18 protein-coding genes are annotated in these 18,881 nt (G+C 59.9%); 9 read left to right on the top strand and 9 right to left on the bottom strand.

Going from position 1 to position 18,881, the window contains the following annotated elements; genetic code table 11:
• Positions 1-2 precede the first annotated feature (2 nt).
• From trpS to KW842_RS00730, 3 genes are read left to right on the top strand one after another with little or no spacing between them, the layout of a single operon-like run.
• Positions 3-1,049: a tryptophan--tRNA ligase gene (trpS, locus tag KW842_RS00740; protein WP_218302182.1), complete on the top strand. Its 1,047-nt coding sequence runs from the start codon at positions 3-5 to the stop codon at positions 1,047-1,049.
• Positions 1,050-1,060: 11 nt separating this feature from the next.
• Positions 1,061-1,354, top strand: coding sequence for a DUF1294 domain-containing protein (locus KW842_RS00735; RefSeq protein WP_229223417.1), 294 nt, complete (start codon positions 1,061-1,063; stop codon positions 1,352-1,354).
• Between the two features lie 33 nt (positions 1,355-1,387).
• Entirely contained in the window at positions 1,388-2,347 is a 960-nt protein-coding gene (locus KW842_RS00730) for a DMT family transporter (RefSeq protein ID WP_218302181.1), read from the top strand.
• 6 nt (positions 2,348-2,353) lie between these two features.
• Here the strand turns inward: KW842_RS00730 and KW842_RS00725 are convergent, their stop codons facing one another.
• The 4 genes from KW842_RS00725 to KW842_RS00710 all read right to left on the bottom strand — a co-directional run bounded on the left by KW842_RS00725 (position 2,354) and on the right by KW842_RS00710 (position 7,014).
• Positions 2,354-2,968, bottom strand: a complete 615-nt coding sequence (locus tag KW842_RS00725; protein WP_218302180.1) for an LON peptidase substrate-binding domain-containing protein — start codon at positions 2,966-2,968, stop codon at positions 2,354-2,356.
• A 33-nt stretch (positions 2,969-3,001) separates the two neighbouring features.
• The gene (locus tag KW842_RS00720) at positions 3,002-4,282 is read right to left on the bottom strand and encodes an amidohydrolase family protein (protein ID WP_218302179.1); all 1,281 of its coding nucleotides are present in this window, start codon (positions 4,280-4,282) and stop codon (positions 3,002-3,004) included.
• 32 nt (positions 4,283-4,314) lie between these two features.
• On the bottom strand, positions 4,315-4,605 hold the full coding sequence (locus KW842_RS00715; RefSeq protein ID WP_218302178.1) for an H-NS family nucleoid-associated regulatory protein: 291 nt from the start codon (positions 4,603-4,605) through the stop codon (positions 4,315-4,317).
• Between the two features lie 192 nt (positions 4,606-4,797).
• Positions 4,798-7,014 carry a TonB-dependent siderophore receptor gene (locus KW842_RS00710; RefSeq protein ID WP_218302177.1) on the bottom strand — a complete coding sequence of 739 codons (2,217 nt, stop codon included), beginning with the start codon at positions 7,012-7,014 and terminating at the stop codon, positions 4,798-4,800.
• Between the two features lie 171 nt (positions 7,015-7,185).
• Here KW842_RS00710 and asd point away from each other — a divergent pair, with 171 nt between their 5' ends.
• A complete protein-coding gene (gene asd, locus KW842_RS00705) occupies positions 7,186-8,031 on the top strand; it encodes an archaetidylserine decarboxylase (RefSeq protein ID WP_218302176.1) in 846 nt (281 codons plus the stop codon).
• On the opposite strand, the gene KW842_RS00700 is transcribed toward asd, so the two are convergent.
• Complete coding sequence (locus KW842_RS00700; protein ID WP_218302175.1) at positions 8,032-8,943, bottom strand: LysR family transcriptional regulator; 912 nt, start codon at positions 8,941-8,943, stop codon at positions 8,032-8,034.
• A gap of 117 nt (positions 8,944-9,060) precedes the next feature.
• Here KW842_RS00700 and KW842_RS00695 point away from each other — a divergent pair, with 117 nt between their 5' ends.
• The 3 genes from KW842_RS00695 (at position 9,061) to KW842_RS00685 (ending at position 11,081) form a co-directional block, all read left to right on the top strand.
• Positions 9,061-9,660: an FMN-dependent NADH-azoreductase gene (locus KW842_RS00695; RefSeq protein WP_218302174.1), complete on the top strand. Its 600-nt coding sequence runs from the start codon at positions 9,061-9,063 to the stop codon at positions 9,658-9,660.
• A gap of 23 nt (positions 9,661-9,683) precedes the next feature.
• The gene (locus tag KW842_RS00690; RefSeq protein ID WP_218302173.1) at positions 9,684-10,565 is read left to right on the top strand and encodes a pirin family protein; all 882 of its coding nucleotides are present in this window, start codon (positions 9,684-9,686) and stop codon (positions 10,563-10,565) included.
• 183 nt (positions 10,566-10,748) lie between these two features.
• On the top strand, positions 10,749-11,081 hold the full coding sequence (locus KW842_RS00685) for a multidrug efflux SMR transporter (RefSeq protein ID WP_218302172.1): 333 nt from the start codon (positions 10,749-10,751) through the stop codon (positions 11,079-11,081).
• Between the two features lie 90 nt (positions 11,082-11,171).
• On the opposite strand, the gene KW842_RS27680 is transcribed toward KW842_RS00685, so the two are convergent.
• Positions 11,172-12,758, bottom strand: a complete 1,587-nt coding sequence (locus tag KW842_RS27680) for a methyl-accepting chemotaxis protein (protein ID WP_304514477.1) — start codon at positions 12,756-12,758, stop codon at positions 11,172-11,174.
• A gap of 148 nt (positions 12,759-12,906) precedes the next feature.
• On the opposite strand from KW842_RS27680, the gene KW842_RS00675 reads away from it, so the two are divergent.
• On the top strand, positions 12,907-13,371 hold the full coding sequence (locus KW842_RS00675; protein WP_218302170.1) for a hypothetical protein: 465 nt from the start codon (positions 12,907-12,909) through the stop codon (positions 13,369-13,371).
• On the opposite strand, the gene KW842_RS00670 is transcribed toward KW842_RS00675, so the two are convergent.
• Genes KW842_RS00670 through KW842_RS00660 form a run of 3 tightly spaced genes read right to left on the bottom strand, consistent with a single transcriptional unit; the run spans position 13,334 to position 15,430 of the window.
• Complete coding sequence (locus KW842_RS00670) at positions 13,334-14,488, bottom strand: acyltransferase (RefSeq protein ID WP_218302169.1); 1,155 nt, start codon at positions 14,486-14,488, stop codon at positions 13,334-13,336. The genes KW842_RS00675 and KW842_RS00670 overlap by 38 nt on opposite strands.
• A 19-nt stretch (positions 14,489-14,507) precedes the next feature.
• Positions 14,508-14,795 carry a hypothetical protein gene (locus KW842_RS00665; RefSeq protein ID WP_218302168.1) on the bottom strand — a complete coding sequence of 96 codons (288 nt, stop codon included), beginning with the start codon at positions 14,793-14,795 and terminating at the stop codon, positions 14,508-14,510.
• 2 nt (positions 14,796-14,797) lie between these two features.
• Positions 14,798-15,430: a glycoside hydrolase domain-containing protein gene (locus KW842_RS00660; RefSeq protein WP_218302167.1), complete on the bottom strand. Its 633-nt coding sequence runs from the start codon at positions 15,428-15,430 to the stop codon at positions 14,798-14,800.
• 185 nt (positions 15,431-15,615) lie between these two features.
• On the opposite strand from KW842_RS00660, the gene KW842_RS00655 reads away from it, so the two are divergent.
• The gene (locus tag KW842_RS00655; protein ID WP_218302166.1) at positions 15,616-18,873 is read left to right on the top strand and encodes a winged helix-turn-helix domain-containing protein; all 3,258 of its coding nucleotides are present in this window, start codon (positions 15,616-15,618) and stop codon (positions 18,871-18,873) included.
• Positions 18,874-18,881 lie beyond the last annotated feature (8 nt).

Here is an 18,881-nt window from a genome sequence, read left to right as displayed (position 1 = left end):
TGATGAGTCTGCCTGAACAAACCACCGAAGCCGTGACGACCGCGCCAAAAGGCCCGCAAATCATCCTGACCGGCGACCGCCCTACCGGTCCACTGCACCTGGGCCACTACGTCGGCAGCCTGCGCAACCGCGTCGACTACCAGCACCAGTTCAAGCAATTCATCATGCTGGCCGACTCGCAGGCGCTGACCGACAATATGGATGACACCAACAAGGTGCACCGCAACGTGGTGGAAGTGGCGCTGGACTACCTGGCGGTCGGCATTGATCCGGCCAAATCGACCATCCTGATCCAGTCGCAGATTCCCGAGCTGGCCGAGCTGACCTTCTATTACCTGAACATGGTCACCGTCGCCCGCCTGGAGCGCAACCCGACCGTGAAAACCGAAATCGCGCTGCGCGGTTTCGAGCGCGACATTCCGGCTGGTTTCCTGACCTACCCTGCCTCGCAGGCCGCCGACATCTCGGCTTTCAAGGCCACGCTGGTGCCGGTCGGCGAAGACCAGATTCCGATGATCGAACAGACCAACGAAATCGTGCGCCGCTTCAACCGTATCGTCAACCAGGACATCCTGGTCGAGTGCAAGGCGCTGGTGCCGGACATCGGCCGCCTGCCTGGCATTGACGGCAAGGCCAAGATGAGCAAATCGCTGGGCAACACCATCAACCTGGGCGCCAGCGCCGCCGAGATCACCGCCGCCGTGAAAAAGGTCTACACCGACCCGCTGCACCTGCGCGTTGAAGATCCGGGGCATCTGGAAGGCAACGTCGCCTTCATCTACCTGGACGCTTTCGATCCTGAAAAGGACAAGCTGGAAGAAATGAAAGCCCATTACGTGCGCGGCGGTCTGGGCGACTCCATCGTCAAGAAGCGCCTGGAAGCGGTACTGCAAGAACTGCTGGCGCCAATCCGCGCCCGCCGCGAAGAGCTGGAAAAAGACAAGGGCTACATCATGCAGCTGCTGAAAGAAGGCACGATGCAGGCGCGTGAAGTGGCCGCCAGGACCGCCGACGAAGTCAAGGCCGCGCTCGGCCTGAGCTACTTCTGATCGCGCTGACCTTGCTCTGGCTGGCGTCGTTCTACGGCGTCGCCAGCGTGGCCTGCTTTATCGCTTATGCGGTCGACAAATCGGCCGCGGTGCAGCGCCGCCAGCGTATTTCGGAATTCACGCTGCTGTTGCTGGGCCTGTTCTGCGGCTGGCCCGGCGGCCTGCTGGCGCAGCAGATGCTGCGCCACAAATGCAGCAAGACCAGCTTCCAGCTGAAGTTCTGGCTGACCGTGGTGCTGAACGTATCGCTGGTGCTGGCCGCTCTCGTCCAGATGGATATGTCTCCGGCAAATGCAGCGGCTTGACGGCGCTGCTACTACCCACATAGAGAGTGTTCGATGTTGAATGGCGTGTTGTGCGGTTTGCTGGCGGGCGCCCTGTGGGGCATGGTGTTTGTGGCGCCGGAATTCCTGCGCGCCTTCTCGCCGCTGGAAATGGCATGCGGGCGCTACCTCGCCTATGGACTGATCGCCGCCGCGCTGATGTCGACACGCCTGCCACCGCTGCTGCGCCGGCTGGATCGCAGCGACATCATGGCCATGGTCAAGCATGCGCTGGCCGGCAACATCGTCTACTACATGCTGCTGGCCCTGGGTGTGAAATTCGCCGGCGTGGCGGCAACCTCGCTGATCATCGGCGTGCTGCCGATATCGGTGACGCTGATGGGACAGAAAGACCACGGCTCGGTGCCGATCAAGCAGCTGATGCTGCCATTGATGCTGGTGGCGGCCGGCATCGCCTGCATCAATATCGATGTCTTCACGCATGACACCGGCAACGGCATACCGCTCGATGGCAAACTGTTCGGCGTGCTGTGCGCGGCTGGCGCGCTGGCTTGCTGGACCTGGTACTCGGTCGACAATGCGCGCTACCTGAAGCGCAATCCGCATTTCAGCAGCGGCGAATGGTCGGCGCTGTATGGCGTCTCCAGCGGCGTGATCGCACTGGCGATCGCGCTGGTGGCGCTGATCTTTTTCCATGCCGATGTGAGCGGCGCGGCGGGCGCCGCCAGCGGCCGCGACTGGTCCCTGTTCTGGATCGTCAACGCGGTGATCGCGCTGGGCGCTTCCGCCATCGGCAACCATTTGTGGAATATCGCCAGCCGCAAAGTGCCGCTGACCTTGTCCGGCCAGCTGATTCTGTTTGAAACGCTGTTCGCGCTGTTATACGGCTTTGTCTACAAGCAGCAGTTCCCGCGCACGCTGGAGATTGCAGCGATGCTGTTGCTGGTGGCGGGCGTGATGTGGTCGGTGCGCATCCATGCGCTGGAAGATCCGGGCAAGGCGCACGCCGATTAATGCAGCCTAGTCGAGCAGGCCGTTCTCGCTCAGCACGTCCTGCACCAGTTCCAGCCGCAGCACCGGATTTTCCTGTAGCAGCAGGCGCTGCTTTTCTTCCAGGTCCAGCCGCAGCAGCTCACACCAGCGGTTGGCCACCCAGCCCGCCTCGTCCAGCCGGTACGGCGGCGCCAGCGACATATTGGCGGTGGAAATCTGCTTCTTCTGTAGCGAGCGGATCAGCGCGCCCAAGGCGTTTGCCACATCCTGCTGTTCGCTGGGAATCGGCACCACCATGTCTTCCGCCACATCGTCCACCTCGGCCATCCACAACCCATGCTTGAGCTGTTCGGCCGACTTGACCTGGAAGCGCGTGGTGCCGATGCAGGAGATTTGCAACAGCCCCGGCAACGGCGCGCTCCAGTCCATGATGCGCGCCATGGTGCCGCAGGCAGACAGGGTTTCGTGCTGGTCCGGCACCCGCACCTCACTGCCGTCCAGCAGCGACACGACGCCGAACTCCTCGCCCTTGGCGATGCAGCGCTTGACCAGGTCCAGATAGCGCACTTCAAACACCTGCAACGGCAAATGACCGTCGGGAAACAGGATTGTTTTCAGCGGAAAAAGTGGAATAGATGGCATGTCGCAATCATCTCATGAAATACCCGTATTGGCTCACGGGCGGCGGAAAATCGTTCCGCCTTTCATCACCAATTGCACATTGCGCAGGACGCTGATGTCCTGGGTAGGATCGCCGCGCACTGCCACCATATCGGCCAGATAGCCTTCGCGCAGCCGGCCCAGCGACGAGGCCTTGTCCAGCACCTCTGCATTCACCACCGTGGCGGCGCGCAAGGCCTCTGCAGGCGTCATGCCGAGCCGGACCATCCATTCCAGCTCGCGGGCATTGTCGCCATGGGCGAACACGCCGACATCGCTGCCATTGCCGATGATGACACCGAGCTTGCGCGCCAGCTGGAAAGCGCGCGCAGCGGCCTGCATGGACGGCGTCGGCGCGCCGCCGCGCTGGTACTTCTGGAAATACTCGCTGGTGGCCTCGGGCGCGGTGAGTGTCGGGAAATAAGCCACCTTGCGTTCGGCCATCAGCCTGAAAGTGGCTTCGCTGCCGCCGTAGCCGTGCTCGATGCTGTCGACACCGGCCAGGGTGGCGCGGCGCATGCCTTCGTCGGTGCTGGCGTGGGCCGACACCTTGCGGCCCGATGCATGCGCGGTTTGCACCAGCGCGTTCAGCTCGGCCTGGGTAAAGGTGGCATGGGCGCTGCCGTCGGCACCGGTGCGGTAATCGGCATAGACCTTGATCCAGTCAGCGCCGCGTGCCCCCTGGTTGCGTACCGCTTTGACCACTTCATCAACGCCGCTGGCCTCCTCTGCGCCGACCGGCAAATCGATATCGGCGCGATAACTGCGCGATGACGGTCCATAGCTGCCGGTGGCGACAATCGCCCTTGTGGCGATAAATAAACGCGGGCCAGGAATCACGCCGTCGTGTATCGCCTTTTTAATAGCGACATCAGCATACAGCGCGCCTTCGCTGCCCAGATCGCGCAAGGTGGTAAATCCGGCTTGTAATGTAGCGGCGGCGTGGCGGCCGGCAAGCAAGGCCCGGTATTCCACCGATTCCTTTAATACCTGGTCGTCCCAAGAGGTTTCATTATATGGATGCAGCAGCACATGCGAGTGCAAATCCATTAAACCGGGAAGCAGCGTGGCGTCCGGAAGGCTGATACGCTCCGCGCCAGCGGGGATATTCATTTTATCGGCCGGTCCTACCGCTGCGATCTGCTCGCCACGGATAAGCACCGACCAGCCGTCATGCGGCTGGCCTTCTCCCGTCCACACCCGTGCGGGACTTAACAGGGTGTCCGCCGCGTCGGCGGCGGGCGAGAATAGCGCGATTAAGGCCGAGAATAAGACCGCAACATGAGCGTGCTTCATGGCGATATAAATTTTCGGCTGGAATGTCAGTATTACTTAATCAGATAATCGTCTTTGTTCTTGCCTTCCAGCCATTTTGGGGCGCGGCCACGGCCGGTCCAAGTCTGGCCGGTGGCGTCGTCGCGGTATTTGGTTGGCACCGGTGCGCGTGGCTTGGAGGTTTTAGCCTTGGCTACCCCGCCAAGATCCGCCACGGTCAGGCCGTATTCACGCATGATCGCTGCGACTTTATCTTTCGCCTGTGCGATTTCATCTTTACGGGCGGTTTCGGCCAGATTTTCCAGTTCGGCGATCTTGGCTTTGTATTCCTGGTAAGTCGTCATCTTATTTCCTTCTTATCGATGGGGTAGATTTAAAAAATCACAAGTGACAATGTGTGAGATTTGATAGCCGCAATTTACCATAACTTCGCAGACATATTCCAGACATATCCTAATAAATACCAATATAGCTATAAAAATGGATATTTTCCACAACTGTTTGAAGGGAATATATGCGAAGAATAACTTACCAACCTAGAAGCGTCTTTCCACCGTAACCCGGAATTGGGTTTCACCGTTGGCCACGGTCATGCGATTGAGCGTGCCATTGCCGTCGCTGTAGATACTCTCGGTGGTGTAATCCTGCGCCAGCAAATTGGAAACGGCGAAACGCAGATTATTTTGCGGGTCCAGTTTCCATAGCGCGTAGACATCCAGATCACGGCGCACCGAGGTATAACCGCCCTGGGTGCCGCTCAGCCGCGCCAGGCCGCCGTTACGGAAACTGAAATTACTGCCGGTGCTGAGCTGCCCGTCCGGCGTCTTATAGTCAATGCCGACCGTGGCGCTGAGCGGAATTTGCTGATCCAGGCGGTTATCCGGACCCGGCACGGAATCCACCCGCGACCAGTTGCGGCTGACGCTGGCGCGCAGATCCAGTTTGGGCGCGTTATCCATCAGCGCGCTGGCGGGAAACTTGGCTTCCAGCTCGATACCGCGCGTTTCAGCGCGTCCGTCGTTGATGGCCAGCGATACCCAGCGTTCATCTTCATAGAGCAGGCTCTGGTGCGTGTAATTCTCGATGCGGCGCATGGAGACGCTGGCGCTCAGCAGACCGCCCTCGCCCCAGTAATGTTCAAATGAGGCGTCCAGGCCCAGCGCCAGCTCCGGCTTCAGATTGGGATTGCCACGGCGATCCGGCTCGGTCGGACTGTTATTGGTGGCGGTGAACTTGCGTGGGATCAGCGCGGCCGTCGATGGCGCCTTGTAGGTGCGGGTCAGCGCCAGGCGCAGCTGGTCTTTTTTATTGGGCAGCTTGATCAGCGTCTGTAGTAGCGGGCTGAACACGCTGGAGCGGTTCTGCACGGCGTCAATGCTGCCGCCGTCGGCGCGCGTTTCCAGTCCTTCCCAACGCACGCCGGTGTAGACCGACCACAAGGGCGTGACATTCCATTCATCCTGGCCGTACAGCGCCAGCCGCGTGACTTTGGCGTTAAAGCCTTCGTCGCTGTTGATCGGCGAGCTGCCCGGCAGGTCAGCGTCGCGCTGCATGCGCAGGTCGTCGCGTTGCGTGACGCCAGCGTCCCAGCCCAGCGACAGCGCATGCTCGGTGGCGGCAGCGGTATCGTCATCGCCATCGGCGCGCTGGCCGAACACAAACGGCATTGAATACTTGCCCTGAGTGCTGACGCCCTGCTCGCTGCTGGCCGAATGCACCACGCGGTACAGCGTAATCGGCGCGCCATTGTTGCCGCCCAGCTGATTCGAATCGGCGCTGTTGCGCGCGTAACTGACGCCGAATTTCACGTCCAGCTTGGCGCCCTCTGCCAGCTTGTGCACCCAGTTCAGGTCGGTGCGGCCAAAGCCGCTGTGATTGCTGTAGCTGCTGTCGACGCGGTCGTAGTCGGGACCGGGGCCGAACGCGATTTCGGTGCGGCTGCGGCTATTGCTGGCGAACCGGTTCCAGTTGACGAAGGTTTGCGAAGTCAGCGTATCGCCGCCCGCCAGCGTCCAGTTCACGCGCGGCGACAGATTGAAGCCGTCGCCACGGCCGGCATCCCACCAGTTGGCGGTGCGCAGCAGGTCGGGGACGCCATCGGCGTCTGTGCCGATCTCGCGGGTAGGCGTGCTGCGATCGTACATAAAGCGCCAGACGTTGGCGCCGAACGAATACGAGGTCTTGCCATCCTGGTTCTTATCGGACATCTGCAGGCTGGCGCTGGGCGAGCTGGCGCCACTGCTCTTGGACTGGCTGAACTTCACCTCGCGCTGGGCGGACTTGAGCGCTTTCTTCAGCACGATATTAATCGTGCCGGCGATCGACTGGGTGCTGAATTCGGCGCTGGCGGCGCGCAGCACCTCGATGCGCTCGATCACATCCGGCGCCAGCGAGTCAATGGCGAAGCCGGCTGGCGCGCGTTCGCCGTTGATCAGGATTTGCGTATAGCCAGCGCCGAGGCCGCGCATGCGGATCTCGCCGCCACTGCGCCCGGCCGCGCCGCCGACGGTAATACCGGGCAGGCGCTTCAGCACGTCGTTGACCGAAGTATCGCCATACTTCTGGATTTCCTCGGCGCTGACCACCGTCTTGCTAGCGGTATCATCGCGCCGCGCATCATATTTGGCGGCAGAGCCCTTGATCTCCACCTTCACCACCTCATCCGAGAGCCTGGGCTGTTCAGTGGAAGCGCTGGCGCACGTGGCGCAAAGGGACAACACAGCGGCGGCGATACGGGTCAGGCGAGTAGGCATAATGCGAGCTCAAGCGAATTTTTGGATGCCCGAAATTATGCCTTGATTCAATAAAGAATATTCAGTATTTAGCAATCAAATCCGGCTGTTTAGCGAAATATCATAAACAGCTATCACGCACCTGAGTGGGCGTTATAATGCGCGATCGTTAATTTGTATGGATTTGCTATCGTGTCCGATCGCCTTGCCGTCTTGCCGCAGTATTTGCTTCCCAAGGGAGCGCTGACCAATTTCGCTGGCCGCGTCGCTGGCGCCAAGGGCGGCTCTTATACGACTCGCCTGATCCGCTGGTTTGTCGGCCGCTATAACGTCAATATGGACGAGGCGCTCGATCCGAATATCGCCAATTACAAGACGTTTAACGAATTCTTCACCCGCGCGCTGCGCCCGGACGCCCGTCCTCTGGCCGACGCCGCCTACGTCTGCCCGGTCGACGGCCGCATCAGCCAATTCGGCGATATCGAGGACGATCAGATTTTCCAGGCCAAGGGCCACAAATTCAGCACCACCGCCCTGGTCGGCGGCGACGCCCAATTGGCCGCGCAATTCCAGCACGGCAGCTTCGCCAATCTCTACCTGAGCCCGCGCGACTATCACCGCATCCACATGCCGATCGACGGCAAGCTGACCCGCATGATTTATGTGCCGGGCGAGCTGTTCTCGGTCAACCCGGTCACTGCGCGCGGCATTCCCGGCCTGTTCGCCCGCAACGAGCGCGTGGTCTGCGTGTTTGACACTGCCCATGGCCCATTCGTGATGACCCTGGTCGGCGCCACCATCGTCGGCAGCATGGCTACCGTATGGCATGGCGTGGTCAACCCGCCGCGCCTGCCGCAAGTCACCGAATGGCAATACGGCGATCAGAACATCGTGCTGAAAAAAGGCGACGAACTGGGCCGCTTCCTGCTCGGCTCCACAGTGGTGATGCTGTTCCAGAAAGACGTGCTGAAGTTCAACCAGGCATGGCAGCCTGCCGCGCCAGTGCAACTGGGCGAGCAGATGGCCCAGCTGAAGTAATCACATTCCCACCGGCGCGCCCTGTTCAAAGGCCGCCTCCAGCATATCGATAAAGACCCGGGTCTTGGCCGGCATCAACCGCCGCCCGGGGAATACCGCCCACCCAGTCACCTGCGGGAACGCCCACTCCGGCAGCACCCTCACCAGCTCGCCCCGCTGCAAATACGGCCGCGCGATCGCCTCGGTCGAGGCGCCGATACCTATCCCGGTGCTGGCCATGCGCACCAGCAATTCCGGCGAATTGGCCAACAGCCGCACCGGCAGTTCACGCTCCCACTCAGTCTTGCCGCGCATCAGATTCCAGCGTATCAGGCCGTTCAGCCGTGGCGGTAAGCTCAGCAGATCGTGCTTGAACAAGTCGTCCGGATGCTCGGGCAAGCCACGCAGATTGGTGTAGCGCGGCGAGGCGTACAGCGCCAGCGAGCTGAAAGTGATGCGCCGCGCCGCCAGCGTGGCGTCGTCCGGCAGCGTGCCCATGCGGATCGCCAGGTCGAAGCCCTCCGCCACCAGATCCACCCGGCGCGGCGACAAATCGAGTTCCAGCGAAATGGCCGGATAGCGGTCCATAAACTGCGCCAGCACTGCGCTGACCGCGACATTGGCGAAATCGGCTGGCATCGACACCCGCAGCAAACCGCTGGGCGCGACTTGCCGATGCTGTACCAGCGCGCCGGCCGCTTCGGTTTCATCCGCAACCTTGCGCGCGTGTTCCAGCAGGCTGGCGCCAAATTCGGTCAGCACCAGTTTGCGCGTGGTGCGCTGAAGCAAACGCTCACCCAGCTTCCCTTCCAGCAGCGTGATCCGGCGCGACACCGTCGATTTCGGCAATTGCACCCGCTCAGCTGCGAGGCTGAAACTCCCGCATTCCACAATGCGTGCAAACAAAAGCAGGTCGCCTGGATCGATTTCCATTAGATTGTTCCATTTTTGGATTAATGTTATCCATTTTAGCGTCTTCCGGATTTAATTTGAAACGATTAAAGTGACTCCATCGACGCAGCACTCACCCAAATACGAAGGAGCAACACCATGAACATTCTGCAAATCAACTCCAGCGCCCGCAGCACCGGTTCCGAATCCACCCGTCTTGCCGATGCGCTGGTCGCTAAAATCAGTGCCGCCAATCCTGGCGCCGCCGTGGCCCGCCGCGACCTGGCCGCCCAGCCACATCCAGTGCTGGACGAAACCGCGCTGCAAGCCCTGTTCACCCCAGCTGAGCAACGCACTGCGGAACAAGCCGCCCGCGTGGCACTGGACGACGCACTGATCGCACAAGTACAGGCTGCTGACGTCGTAGTCATCGGTGCACCGACCTACAACTTTGGCGTGACCGCCCAGCTGAAAACCTGGTTTGACGCAATTGCCCGCGCTGGCGTGACCTTCAAATACGGTCCAACCGGCCCGGTTGGCCTGCTGACCGGCAAGAAGGTCTACGTGGCCCTGTCGCGTGGTGGCCTGCACCGCGATGCGCCAACTGATACCCAGCTGGCCCACATCAAAATGTTCCTGAGCTTTGTCGGCCTGACGGATGTGCAGTATGTATTCGCCGAAGGCCTGGGCATGGGTCCGGAAGCGGTAGCGAAAGCGCAAGCGCAAGCCGAAGCAGAAATCAACGCCATCCTGGTATAAATAGATCAACAAAGGAGTTAGCCATGACTGATCAAGTAACGCATCAAGTAACTGCAGCACGCAGTGTAGAACGCATCATCCAGGGCCAGGCCGTCATGGACGGCGCGGGTGTGAAGATCAACCGTGTGCTGACTCAGACCCTGCAACGCCGCCTTGACCCCTTCCTGATGCTGGATAACTTCGGCAGCGACAAGGCCAACGATTACATCGCCGGTTTCCCTAGCCATCCGCATCGCGGCTTTGAAACAGTGACCTATATGATCGAAGGCCGCATGCGCCACAAGGACAGCGCCGGCAACGAAGGCCTGCTGACCAACGGCGGCGTGCAATGGATGACCGCCGGCCGTGGCGTGATCCACTCCGAAATGCCGGAGCAGGAAGACGGCGTGATGGAAGGCTTCCAGCTGTGGCTGAATCTGCCGGCCAAGGACAAGATGCGCGCGCCGTGGTATCGCGACTTCAATGGCGCCGACGTGCCGGTGTTCAGCACCGAGGCTGGCGCCAAGGTCAAAGTCATCGCAGGCAGTTCGCATGGCGTGAACGGCGCGGTGCAGCGCGAAGTCACCGAGCCGCTGTACATCGACGTTGAACTGCCAGCGGGCGCATCGTTCAGCCAGTTGCTGCCGGAAGGCCATAACGCCTTCATCTTCACCTATCGTGGTTCGGTGAATATCGGCGACAAGGCAGTGGCCACCGGCCGCATGGCGATCCTGGCTAACACCAAGGGTGCTGACGGCGTGGTCATCGAGGCGAGCGAAGCCAGCCGCTTCATCCTGATCGCTGGCCAGCCGCTGAACGAGCCGATTGCGCAATACGGCCCGTTCGTGATGAATACGCAGGCTGAAATCTTCGCCGCCGTGGACGACTTCCGCGCCGGCAAACTGGGCGAGGAAGCCCAGGTGTAAAGTCACAACAGCCACCAGGCGGGGACCTCTTCGCCTGGGGCTGCCGAATTACCGCTCTTTATCTCTCCCTATTTGGCCGGGCTCAGCCCCGGCCGTTTTTTTGCGCAGAGATTTTCGCATCTGACCAGACTGGTGAAGCCAGCTGCAACCCTGCATAATTGCCCCAACAAAAAGGAGCGCATCATGAAACAGTGGTTATATCTGGGCATCGCCATCATTTCCGAAACCATCGCCACCTCGGCGCTGAAATCCAGCGACGGCTTTTCACGGCTGCTGCCATCGCTGCTGGTGGTAGCCGGCTACGGCATCGCCTTCTATTTCCTGTCGATGACCTTGCGCACTATCCCGGTCGGCATCGCATACGCAGTCTGGTCCGGCGTCGGCATCGTGCTGATCACACTGGTCGGCTGGCTACTCTATGGCCAGAAGCTCGACCTGCCGGACCTGCTCGGCATGGCGCTGATCGTCGCCGGCGTAGTCGTCATGAACGTCTTCTCCAAGGCTGGCGCACACTAACAACGCTTGCGCTCACGCTCCGCCAGCAAGCGCTGAACCTGACGCCGCAACCGGCAGTTGTCGGCGATAGATCCCCGGCCAGCGCATCAATCAATGCGTACTGAGGGCCAGCCGGCGTGCGGTTGGTGTAGCGAGGACGAATTTGCCGACCAGTTCAGCCAGGACGGTAGCTTGGTCCTGCAAGGCTTCGGCAGCGGCGGCGGATTGTTCGACCAGCGCTGCGTTCTGCTGCGTGACGCCATCCATTTCCATGATGGCCTGGTTGATTTGCTCGATACCCATGCTTTGCTCGCGGCTGGCGGCGGTGATTTCCGAAATCACACCGCTGACGCGGCGCACGCTGGCCACCACTTCGTTCATGGTCTGGCCAGCCTCGTCAACCAGCCGCGCACCGGTGTCCACCTTGTCGACCGATACGCTGATCAAGGTCTTGATTTCCTTCGCGGCGGCGGCGCTACGATGCGCCAGATTGCGCACTTCGGTCGCCACCACCGCAAAGCCGCGTCCCTGTTCGCCGGCACGCGCCGCTTCCACCGCCGCATTCAAGGCCAGGATATTGGTCTGGAACGCAATCCCATCGATGACGCTGATGATCTCGGCTATCTTCTTCGACGAAGTGTTGATCTCATCCATCGTCTCCACCACATGCGCGATCACCGCGCCGCCCTTGCCGGCCACCTCGGAAGCAATCGCCGCCAGCGTGTTGGCCTGACGCGCGTTATCGTCATTCTGCTTGACGGTGCTGGTCAACTCTTCCATGGACGACGCCGTTTCTTCCAGCGAACCCGCCTGCTGCTCGGTGCGCGACGACAGATCCAGATTGCCAGTAGCGATTTCCTGCGAGGCGACTTTCATCGTCTCCGTACCATCGCGGACGCGGCCAACGATCAGCCGCAGATTGTCATTCATGGATTTAAGGGCCGCCAGCAGCATGCTGGTTTCGTCGCGCCCGGACGCCTGGATGTCGGCTGACAAGTCGCCTTCGGCCACCGTCTGCGCAATCGCCACCGCGCGGCCAATCGGCAGCGTAATGCTGCGCGTGATGCGCCATGCGATCAGCAGGCCGCACACCACGGCAGCGAGGCCGATCGCCACCATCATATTGCGGGCCATCGCGTAGGATGCATCGGCCGCCGCAGTCGCCTCTTCATTTTGCTTGCGCTCGCTTTCCACCATCTCCTGCAAGCCCGCCTGCCATTGCTGCTGCACCACGCGCAAATCACCCATCAGCAATTTGATCGCCGCCGCATTGCTGTTTTCCAGGCCAAGCGCCTGCACCTTCGCCATCAGCGGCGCCGCTGCGTCAGCGCGTTGCCGGATGTCCGCCAGCAGCTTGCTCTCATCTTCCTTGATACCGTACTCAGCAAAAGTGGCGCGCAATTTCTGCTCGGCCGTGACGTAGTTTTCCGCTTGTTTGCGAACCCGCTCGGCCTGTGACTGCATCTGCGCGGCATCCTCCAACAGCACGATATTGCGCAAGGCGATCATGCGGTCATCGACGCTGAACAGCATCTCCGAGGCCAGCCCGGCCTCAACATCATTGCCCTTGGTGATGTCCACCATGCTGCGCTGGATCGCCGCCATGCGGTTGAGTCCCAGTCCGGCCACTACCACCAGCAGAACCAGCAACAAACTGAACGCCGCCATCAGGCGCGTGCCTATTTTGAAATTTTCCATTTTCATACATTCTCCGTGGGAGACAGCGAGATAAATGGACGGCGAATCTTGGGGCGCCCTACTTGGAAAGAATTCTATATTGGTTTCACTAGAGAAATTTCTTCCTTTCCAAAAGGATAGGTGGAATTGCACAGGTTAAAATATCAAGATGATGCCGATATTATTAAAATGGCTGCGCCGCCTGAGTCACCTGCTCGGCTTTGAGACAGCCGACTCCTTCCCGCCCGGTCACCCCTACGAACGCACGCGCTGGAATGGCGCGTATTTCGATATTGCCTCCGACGTCAAACCGGAGCAGATGGAAAGCCGACTGTGCGACGCCATCACCAACACGCCGCTGGTGTTTGGCTACATCACCAATCCCACGCCGCGCATGCAGCGCGCGCTATTAGCGGTACTGGAGGAACGCATGCGCCTCAACCGTGGCCGCGCCAGCGAACTGGCGGCGCTGCTGGTGCTGGCATATGAAAGTCCGCACATCACCGAGGTGATCCCCGGCCTGCGCAGCGTGGTGGAATCCACCCACGGCTACGACATGGGCGACCGCGCCCGCGCGGTCATGGCCTTCCTGGGCTCTACGCAGTCGCCGTTTGACGTGATCGAGATGAACTAGCGTAGTTGCTGGGCACGTAGCGGTCGCGCAGCTTCATGAATGGCGTCTCGACCAGCAGATACAGCAGCCAGCCCGCCAGCGCACTGGCCGTGCCCATGATCAGCAGCGCCTGCCAGCTTTCCGGCCCCCAGCCCTGCTCCTGCAATGGCGCGCGCAGCAGCACGCACAGCTGCTTGTGCGTCAGGTAGATCGCGTATGACCACAGCGCCATGCTGGCCGCGCCCGGCACACGCCAGCGCTGCAACAGCGATCCGGGACTTAGCGCCGCCAATAGCAGCAGGCAGAAACTCAGTCCCAGCAGCGGATAGCCATACACCGTCATCGTATAGCCATAATGGTCTTCCAGCAGCCAGTGCCAGCTTAACGCGGTCAGCGCGACACCGGCCGCCAGCGTCCAGTTGCCGTAAGCGGTGACGCGTGCCCATATACCGGCGTGATAATTCTTCAGCAGCGCCAAAGCCACGCCGCAGACCAGTTCATCAAAGCGGCACCAGGATGCGTAATAAATTTGCGTGTAATACTGGCCGCTGCCCAGCTCCGCCTCGCTCAGCCCGCCCCACAGATGACTGCGCACCGCCATCCCCGCCAACAGACTGGCCGCCACTGCCAGCCAGGCCCAGATCAGCGATTTGCGCAGCGTCGCAATCAGCAGCGCCAGCGCCGGCAGCAGGAAATAAAACTGCTCCTCCACGCACAGCGACCAGGCATGCGAAAACGCCGTGCCGGGCTTGAGATCGATATTCTGGGTAAAGGTCAGGAACTTCCATAGCGGCGGCAGTTCGCTTGTGCCGCGCATGGCCGGCCACAAGGCATACAGCGCCAGCACAAAGTAAAAGTTCGGCAAAGTCCGCAGCAGCCGGCGCGCATAAAACCGCGCCAGTGAGAAACGCGCGTCGCCGCCCTGCTCCTTGCGGATGCCAGACAGAATCTGGTTACCGATCAAATAGCCGCTCAGCGCAAAGAACAGATCAACGCCAGCCCAGCCGATCTCGCTGAGCCAGCCAAAGGTCGGCCGGTTGCTGACGAAAATCATGTAGTGGTTGGCGAAGACCAGCACGATCGCCAGCGCACGCAAAGTGTCGAGGCCGGAGTTGCGGCCGATGGTAGAGGAATTCATCGGCCATATCTTATCCGGATCAGGTCGAAATCGCCATCGTCAGCACGCTGTTCGACAAGGTCAGCACCGCCGTGCACCCGCCGGGTATGGCAACGTTCTGACTGTGGCAGGAATAATATTCGGCCGCGCCCAGCCTGATGTGGTCAATGGCGGCGCTGATGCCGGTACTGATGGTGTACGCGCCCAGCATCACATCCGGCGCGGTAACGAATTTGAGCGTGACATCCTGCCCGGTGTTGTTCAGAAAGATGGTCTTGTGCGGCTTGACCGTCTTGCGCGAGGGGGTTTCGGTAAAGCAGATATTCATTGTCACAGCACCCGGAACAAACCAGCCGGACGCTCGGCGCTGTTGCAGACCATGCCGACACTGATGCGCTGGCCGTCATCCACCGCCAACACCGCACCGGCCAGCTGCCTCAGGCTGTAGCCGGTATAATCGCCAGCGCCGGAATCCTGCTCCGCCAGCCAACTGACGGTGGCCAGGCCCTTGTCCATCATCGCCGCGCAGCAGGCGGCCGAACCGTACACTCCCACCTGATACTGCCGTTCCGACGCCGAGGCGGCGTGAAAGGCCTGGTTAACGCCCTCGAAATATCGGCTCACCGGACCGTCGATTTCGTCCGCGTCCGGTACAAAGTTCACCGCAAAATACACCGCCGAGCCGGACGGCTGGGTGATCACCGCCTGCGCCATCAGATAGGCGGCGGCGCCGTCGGCGCAACCTTGCGCGCGGCTGAAATAACTCAGGTGCGCGTCGGGCGTCTCCCACAAGGCACCAATCTGGATACCGGCGTCAGTCAAGGCACGCGCCTCGGCCAGGGACAAACTCTTGCCGGCCTGATGGGCATAGTGGCGAATAGCGAAATCCATCCCCTGTTGCTTAATAGCTATTGCGTACTGTGTGAGTTCGAACGGTACTTTCACGCCGGTTAAAACAGTCATGGATACTCCATCGGAGGTTATCAAACAAACACTCATACAAATTGCTAACTATTTCTTTTGGGATAATGTTAATATTTATATGGAATGACTCTACCCCGACTCGGCGGGGTAGGCCTTCCGGAAACCTTCCGAAGGCCCAAGCCATTGATTACGCAGTCATTATTTGAGCGCAGAACAAGGTAGGAATGAACCACAAGAGTTTTCGTTTTGGCGAATGGCGGGTCGATCCAGCCACCAACACGCTCAGTTGCGGAGTATTAAACCGGCAACTGGAGCCACGGGCCATGGACGTTTTGTTGTACTTGTGCCGCCATCCGCATGTGGTGATTTCGGCCGAGACCTTGCTCGACGCGTGCTGGGGCGACGTTTCCCCCAGCGACAATGCCATCCACAAAATCATCACCCAGCTGCGCCGCGCGCTGGACGACTCGGCCACCGAACCGCGCTATATCGAAACCATCCGCAAGCGAGGCTACCGGCTGTTGGCCGAACTCAGCTACGACGATGAAGTCAGCCAGGGCAGCTGGCTGCACGCCTCGCCATTCCGAGGGCTGGAAGCCTTTGAGGAACAGCACGCCGCCATCTTTTTCGGCCGCAAGCTGAGCGTTGACCAGCTGGTGCAAGTAGTGGTGGCGCAAGCGCGCGCCGCCTGCGCGATGGTGCTGGTGCTGGGACCGTCAGGCGCCGGCAAGACCTCGCTGATCCAGGCAGGCCTGATTCCCGCCCTGAAAACCGGCGCCGCGCCGGCCGAGTCCGGCATCGCCATCAGCGCCCACGTCCAGCTTGATTGTGCCGACATGGGCCAGTCCGGGCTGCTGGAAACCCTGGCCAGCGTGCTGCTGGACGCCGAAATCGACGGCAAGCTATTGTTTGAAAACACCAGTGCGGCTGCGCTGGCGCAGCGCATGGCGCAGGATCTGCCACAGCTAATCGAGCAATTGCACTCGCGTCTGCCAACCATCCGCCTGCTGCTGTTCATCGACCGCTTTGAGGCCGTGTTCCGCCTGCCGCACGTCACCGATGCGGATCGCGCCGTCTTCATCAACGTGCTGGACCAGCTGGCGCGTTCGGGCAGCACGCAACTGGTGCTTGGCTGCCGCAACGATTTCTATCCGCACCTGGCGTCCTACCCGGCACTGATGAATCTGAAACTCAGCGGCGGCCACTTCGACCTGACGCCGCCCGGCAGCGCCGACATCGCGCAAATCGTGCGCCATCCGGCGCAGGTGGCACAGCTGCGCTACACCGTCGACGAGCGCGGCGAAGGCCTGGACGAAGTCCTGTGCAACGCCGCCCGCTCCGGCCCGGACAGCCTGCCGCTACTGCAATACTGCCTGCAAGAGCTCTACCGCCAGCGCACCGCCGCTGGCGAACTCACGCACGCGGCCTTCCACGCCATGGGCGGCCTGGAAGGCGCCATCGGCGCCCGCGCCGAACAAGTGATATCCGCACTGGGCTCGGCGCAGATCGCCGCCCTGCCGCACGTACTGTCGCAACTGGTGCTGGTGGCTGAGGACGAATCGACCGTCAGCTCGCGCCGCGTGCCGTGGTCCGCGCTGCGCAACGACGCTGAAAACAAACTGGTGCAAGCACTGGTGGACGCCCACCTGTTCGTCAGCGACCTGCAAGGCGGCGCCCCCACCTTCGGCATCGCCCACGAAGCCCTGCTGCGCCGCTGGCCGCGCGTGGTCGAATGGATCGAAGAACACCGCCAGGCCCTGCAAATCCGCAGCCGCATCAGCGCCCAAGCTAACCGCTGGCAAGAAAGCGGCCGCAAGCGGGACATGCTGCTGCCGTCGGGCACCCAAGTTAACCAGGCTCGCGACTTATTTCAAAAAGGCGCCTTAAGCTTCTCACACCATGAAAAAAACTTCGTTCAGGCATCATTGCAAAATGTACGTCGCGCCGATCGACTGCGCTTAGGCGCTATGTCCGCAATCACAATATTGGCGCTTCTTACGGCGGGTCTAGGACTGACGGCGCGAGCTGAGCAAAAGCGGGCTGAAGCCCACCGAAACGAGGCAGAGAGTTTAATGGCTTTTATGCTAGGAGAGTTCGTTGATAAGCTCCGCCCCCTAGGTAAGCTCGATTTATTAGACTCTATCAGCACGCGTGCGCTGACTTATCTTGCAAACCCTTCGCTAAGCAACGATAACGATACGGCGTTAACTCAACGCGCTAAATCGTTACAACTCATTTCTGAAGTGCGTATTAAACGGGCGGATCCCAATGGGGCTAATGCAGCACTATTATCTGCCCGTTCTATATTATTAAAACAAATTGAGCGCTCTCCAACAAACTTAGTGCTACTTAAAAGTGCTGGAGAAAACGCGTTTTGGTTAGGCCAGATACACCTCGATCAGAAGGAGTGGGATCCCGCTCGGGAGTATTTCGAACAATATCTTAACCTCGCCAATCGGCAAGCCGCTGTTGCACCTGATGCGATTGATAGCTGGATTGAGCAGTCCTATGCGCACAGCAATTTAGGAACAGTCGCGTTGAGAAGCGGTAATCTATTCAAGGCTGCAAACGAATTCGAACGTTCGGTTGTTTTAAAGCAGCGCGCATACGAAAAAGATCCAAACAATAAACGACTAATTGCAGATTTGGCCAATAGCCTCTCATGGCAAGCGGCCGCGCAAATACAACTTGGAAAACTCCCACTAGGTGAGCAATTGGGTGCACGCGAGTTGGCTTTATTCCAAACTCTCCATCAAACCTATCCCTCGGAAAATCTCTGGAGTTTCGGTCTGGCGTCAGCTTGGTCGCATCAATCTGAAATCAAGCAGTCATTAGGAGACATGCAGGGCAGCCATGCAGCGACGAAACAAGCGCATACGCTACTTCAAACCGTCGTAGAAAAGGACTCAAGCAATCGCAACTGGCAACGTAGTTTGTATATCTCGGAGTTACGTCTTATTGAGGCGGATAGCGCCATACAGAGTCCGGCTCAAATAATGTTGCGACTGGAGAAGCTACAGCAGGAGCTTGACCAGCTCATCCGGCTGGAACCCAAAAAGCTCGCCCTTCAAACACTCCTTGCTAATACCCTTCGGTATCAGGCAGAAGTTCAAATGAAAAACGGGCAACTTCACGCTGCTAAAACAAGCTTAATAACAAGCATGAGCAAGCTCCGCCAACTATATACGTCGACTCCAAATGATTTATTTATTCGGAACAGCCTGATTGATGCACTATTATTTAGTTCCGAATTCCACCGTCTGGAAGATACGCATCCTACACGCTCACATTGCAAAGAGATTATTGGCATACTGCAGCCTCACATACAAGACACAGCAGATTTCCGAGTACTTGCGCCATGGGTAAAGGCTCAGTTCTGCTTAGGCCAACAGAGGGAAGCCAGCCTACAACGCAAACAACTGGAACTCATGCTCTATAAAGACCCGGCTTACCTGCAATACCTCATCACCCACCCACAATAGAAAGTAAA

Source organism: Duganella sp. sic0402 (assembly GCF_019219065.1).
Classification (GTDB): Bacteria; Pseudomonadota; Gammaproteobacteria; order Burkholderiales; family Burkholderiaceae_D; genus Rugamonas.
Note: the sequence above shows the minus strand (reverse complement) of the source record. Positions and strands in the feature narration are given on the sequence as shown.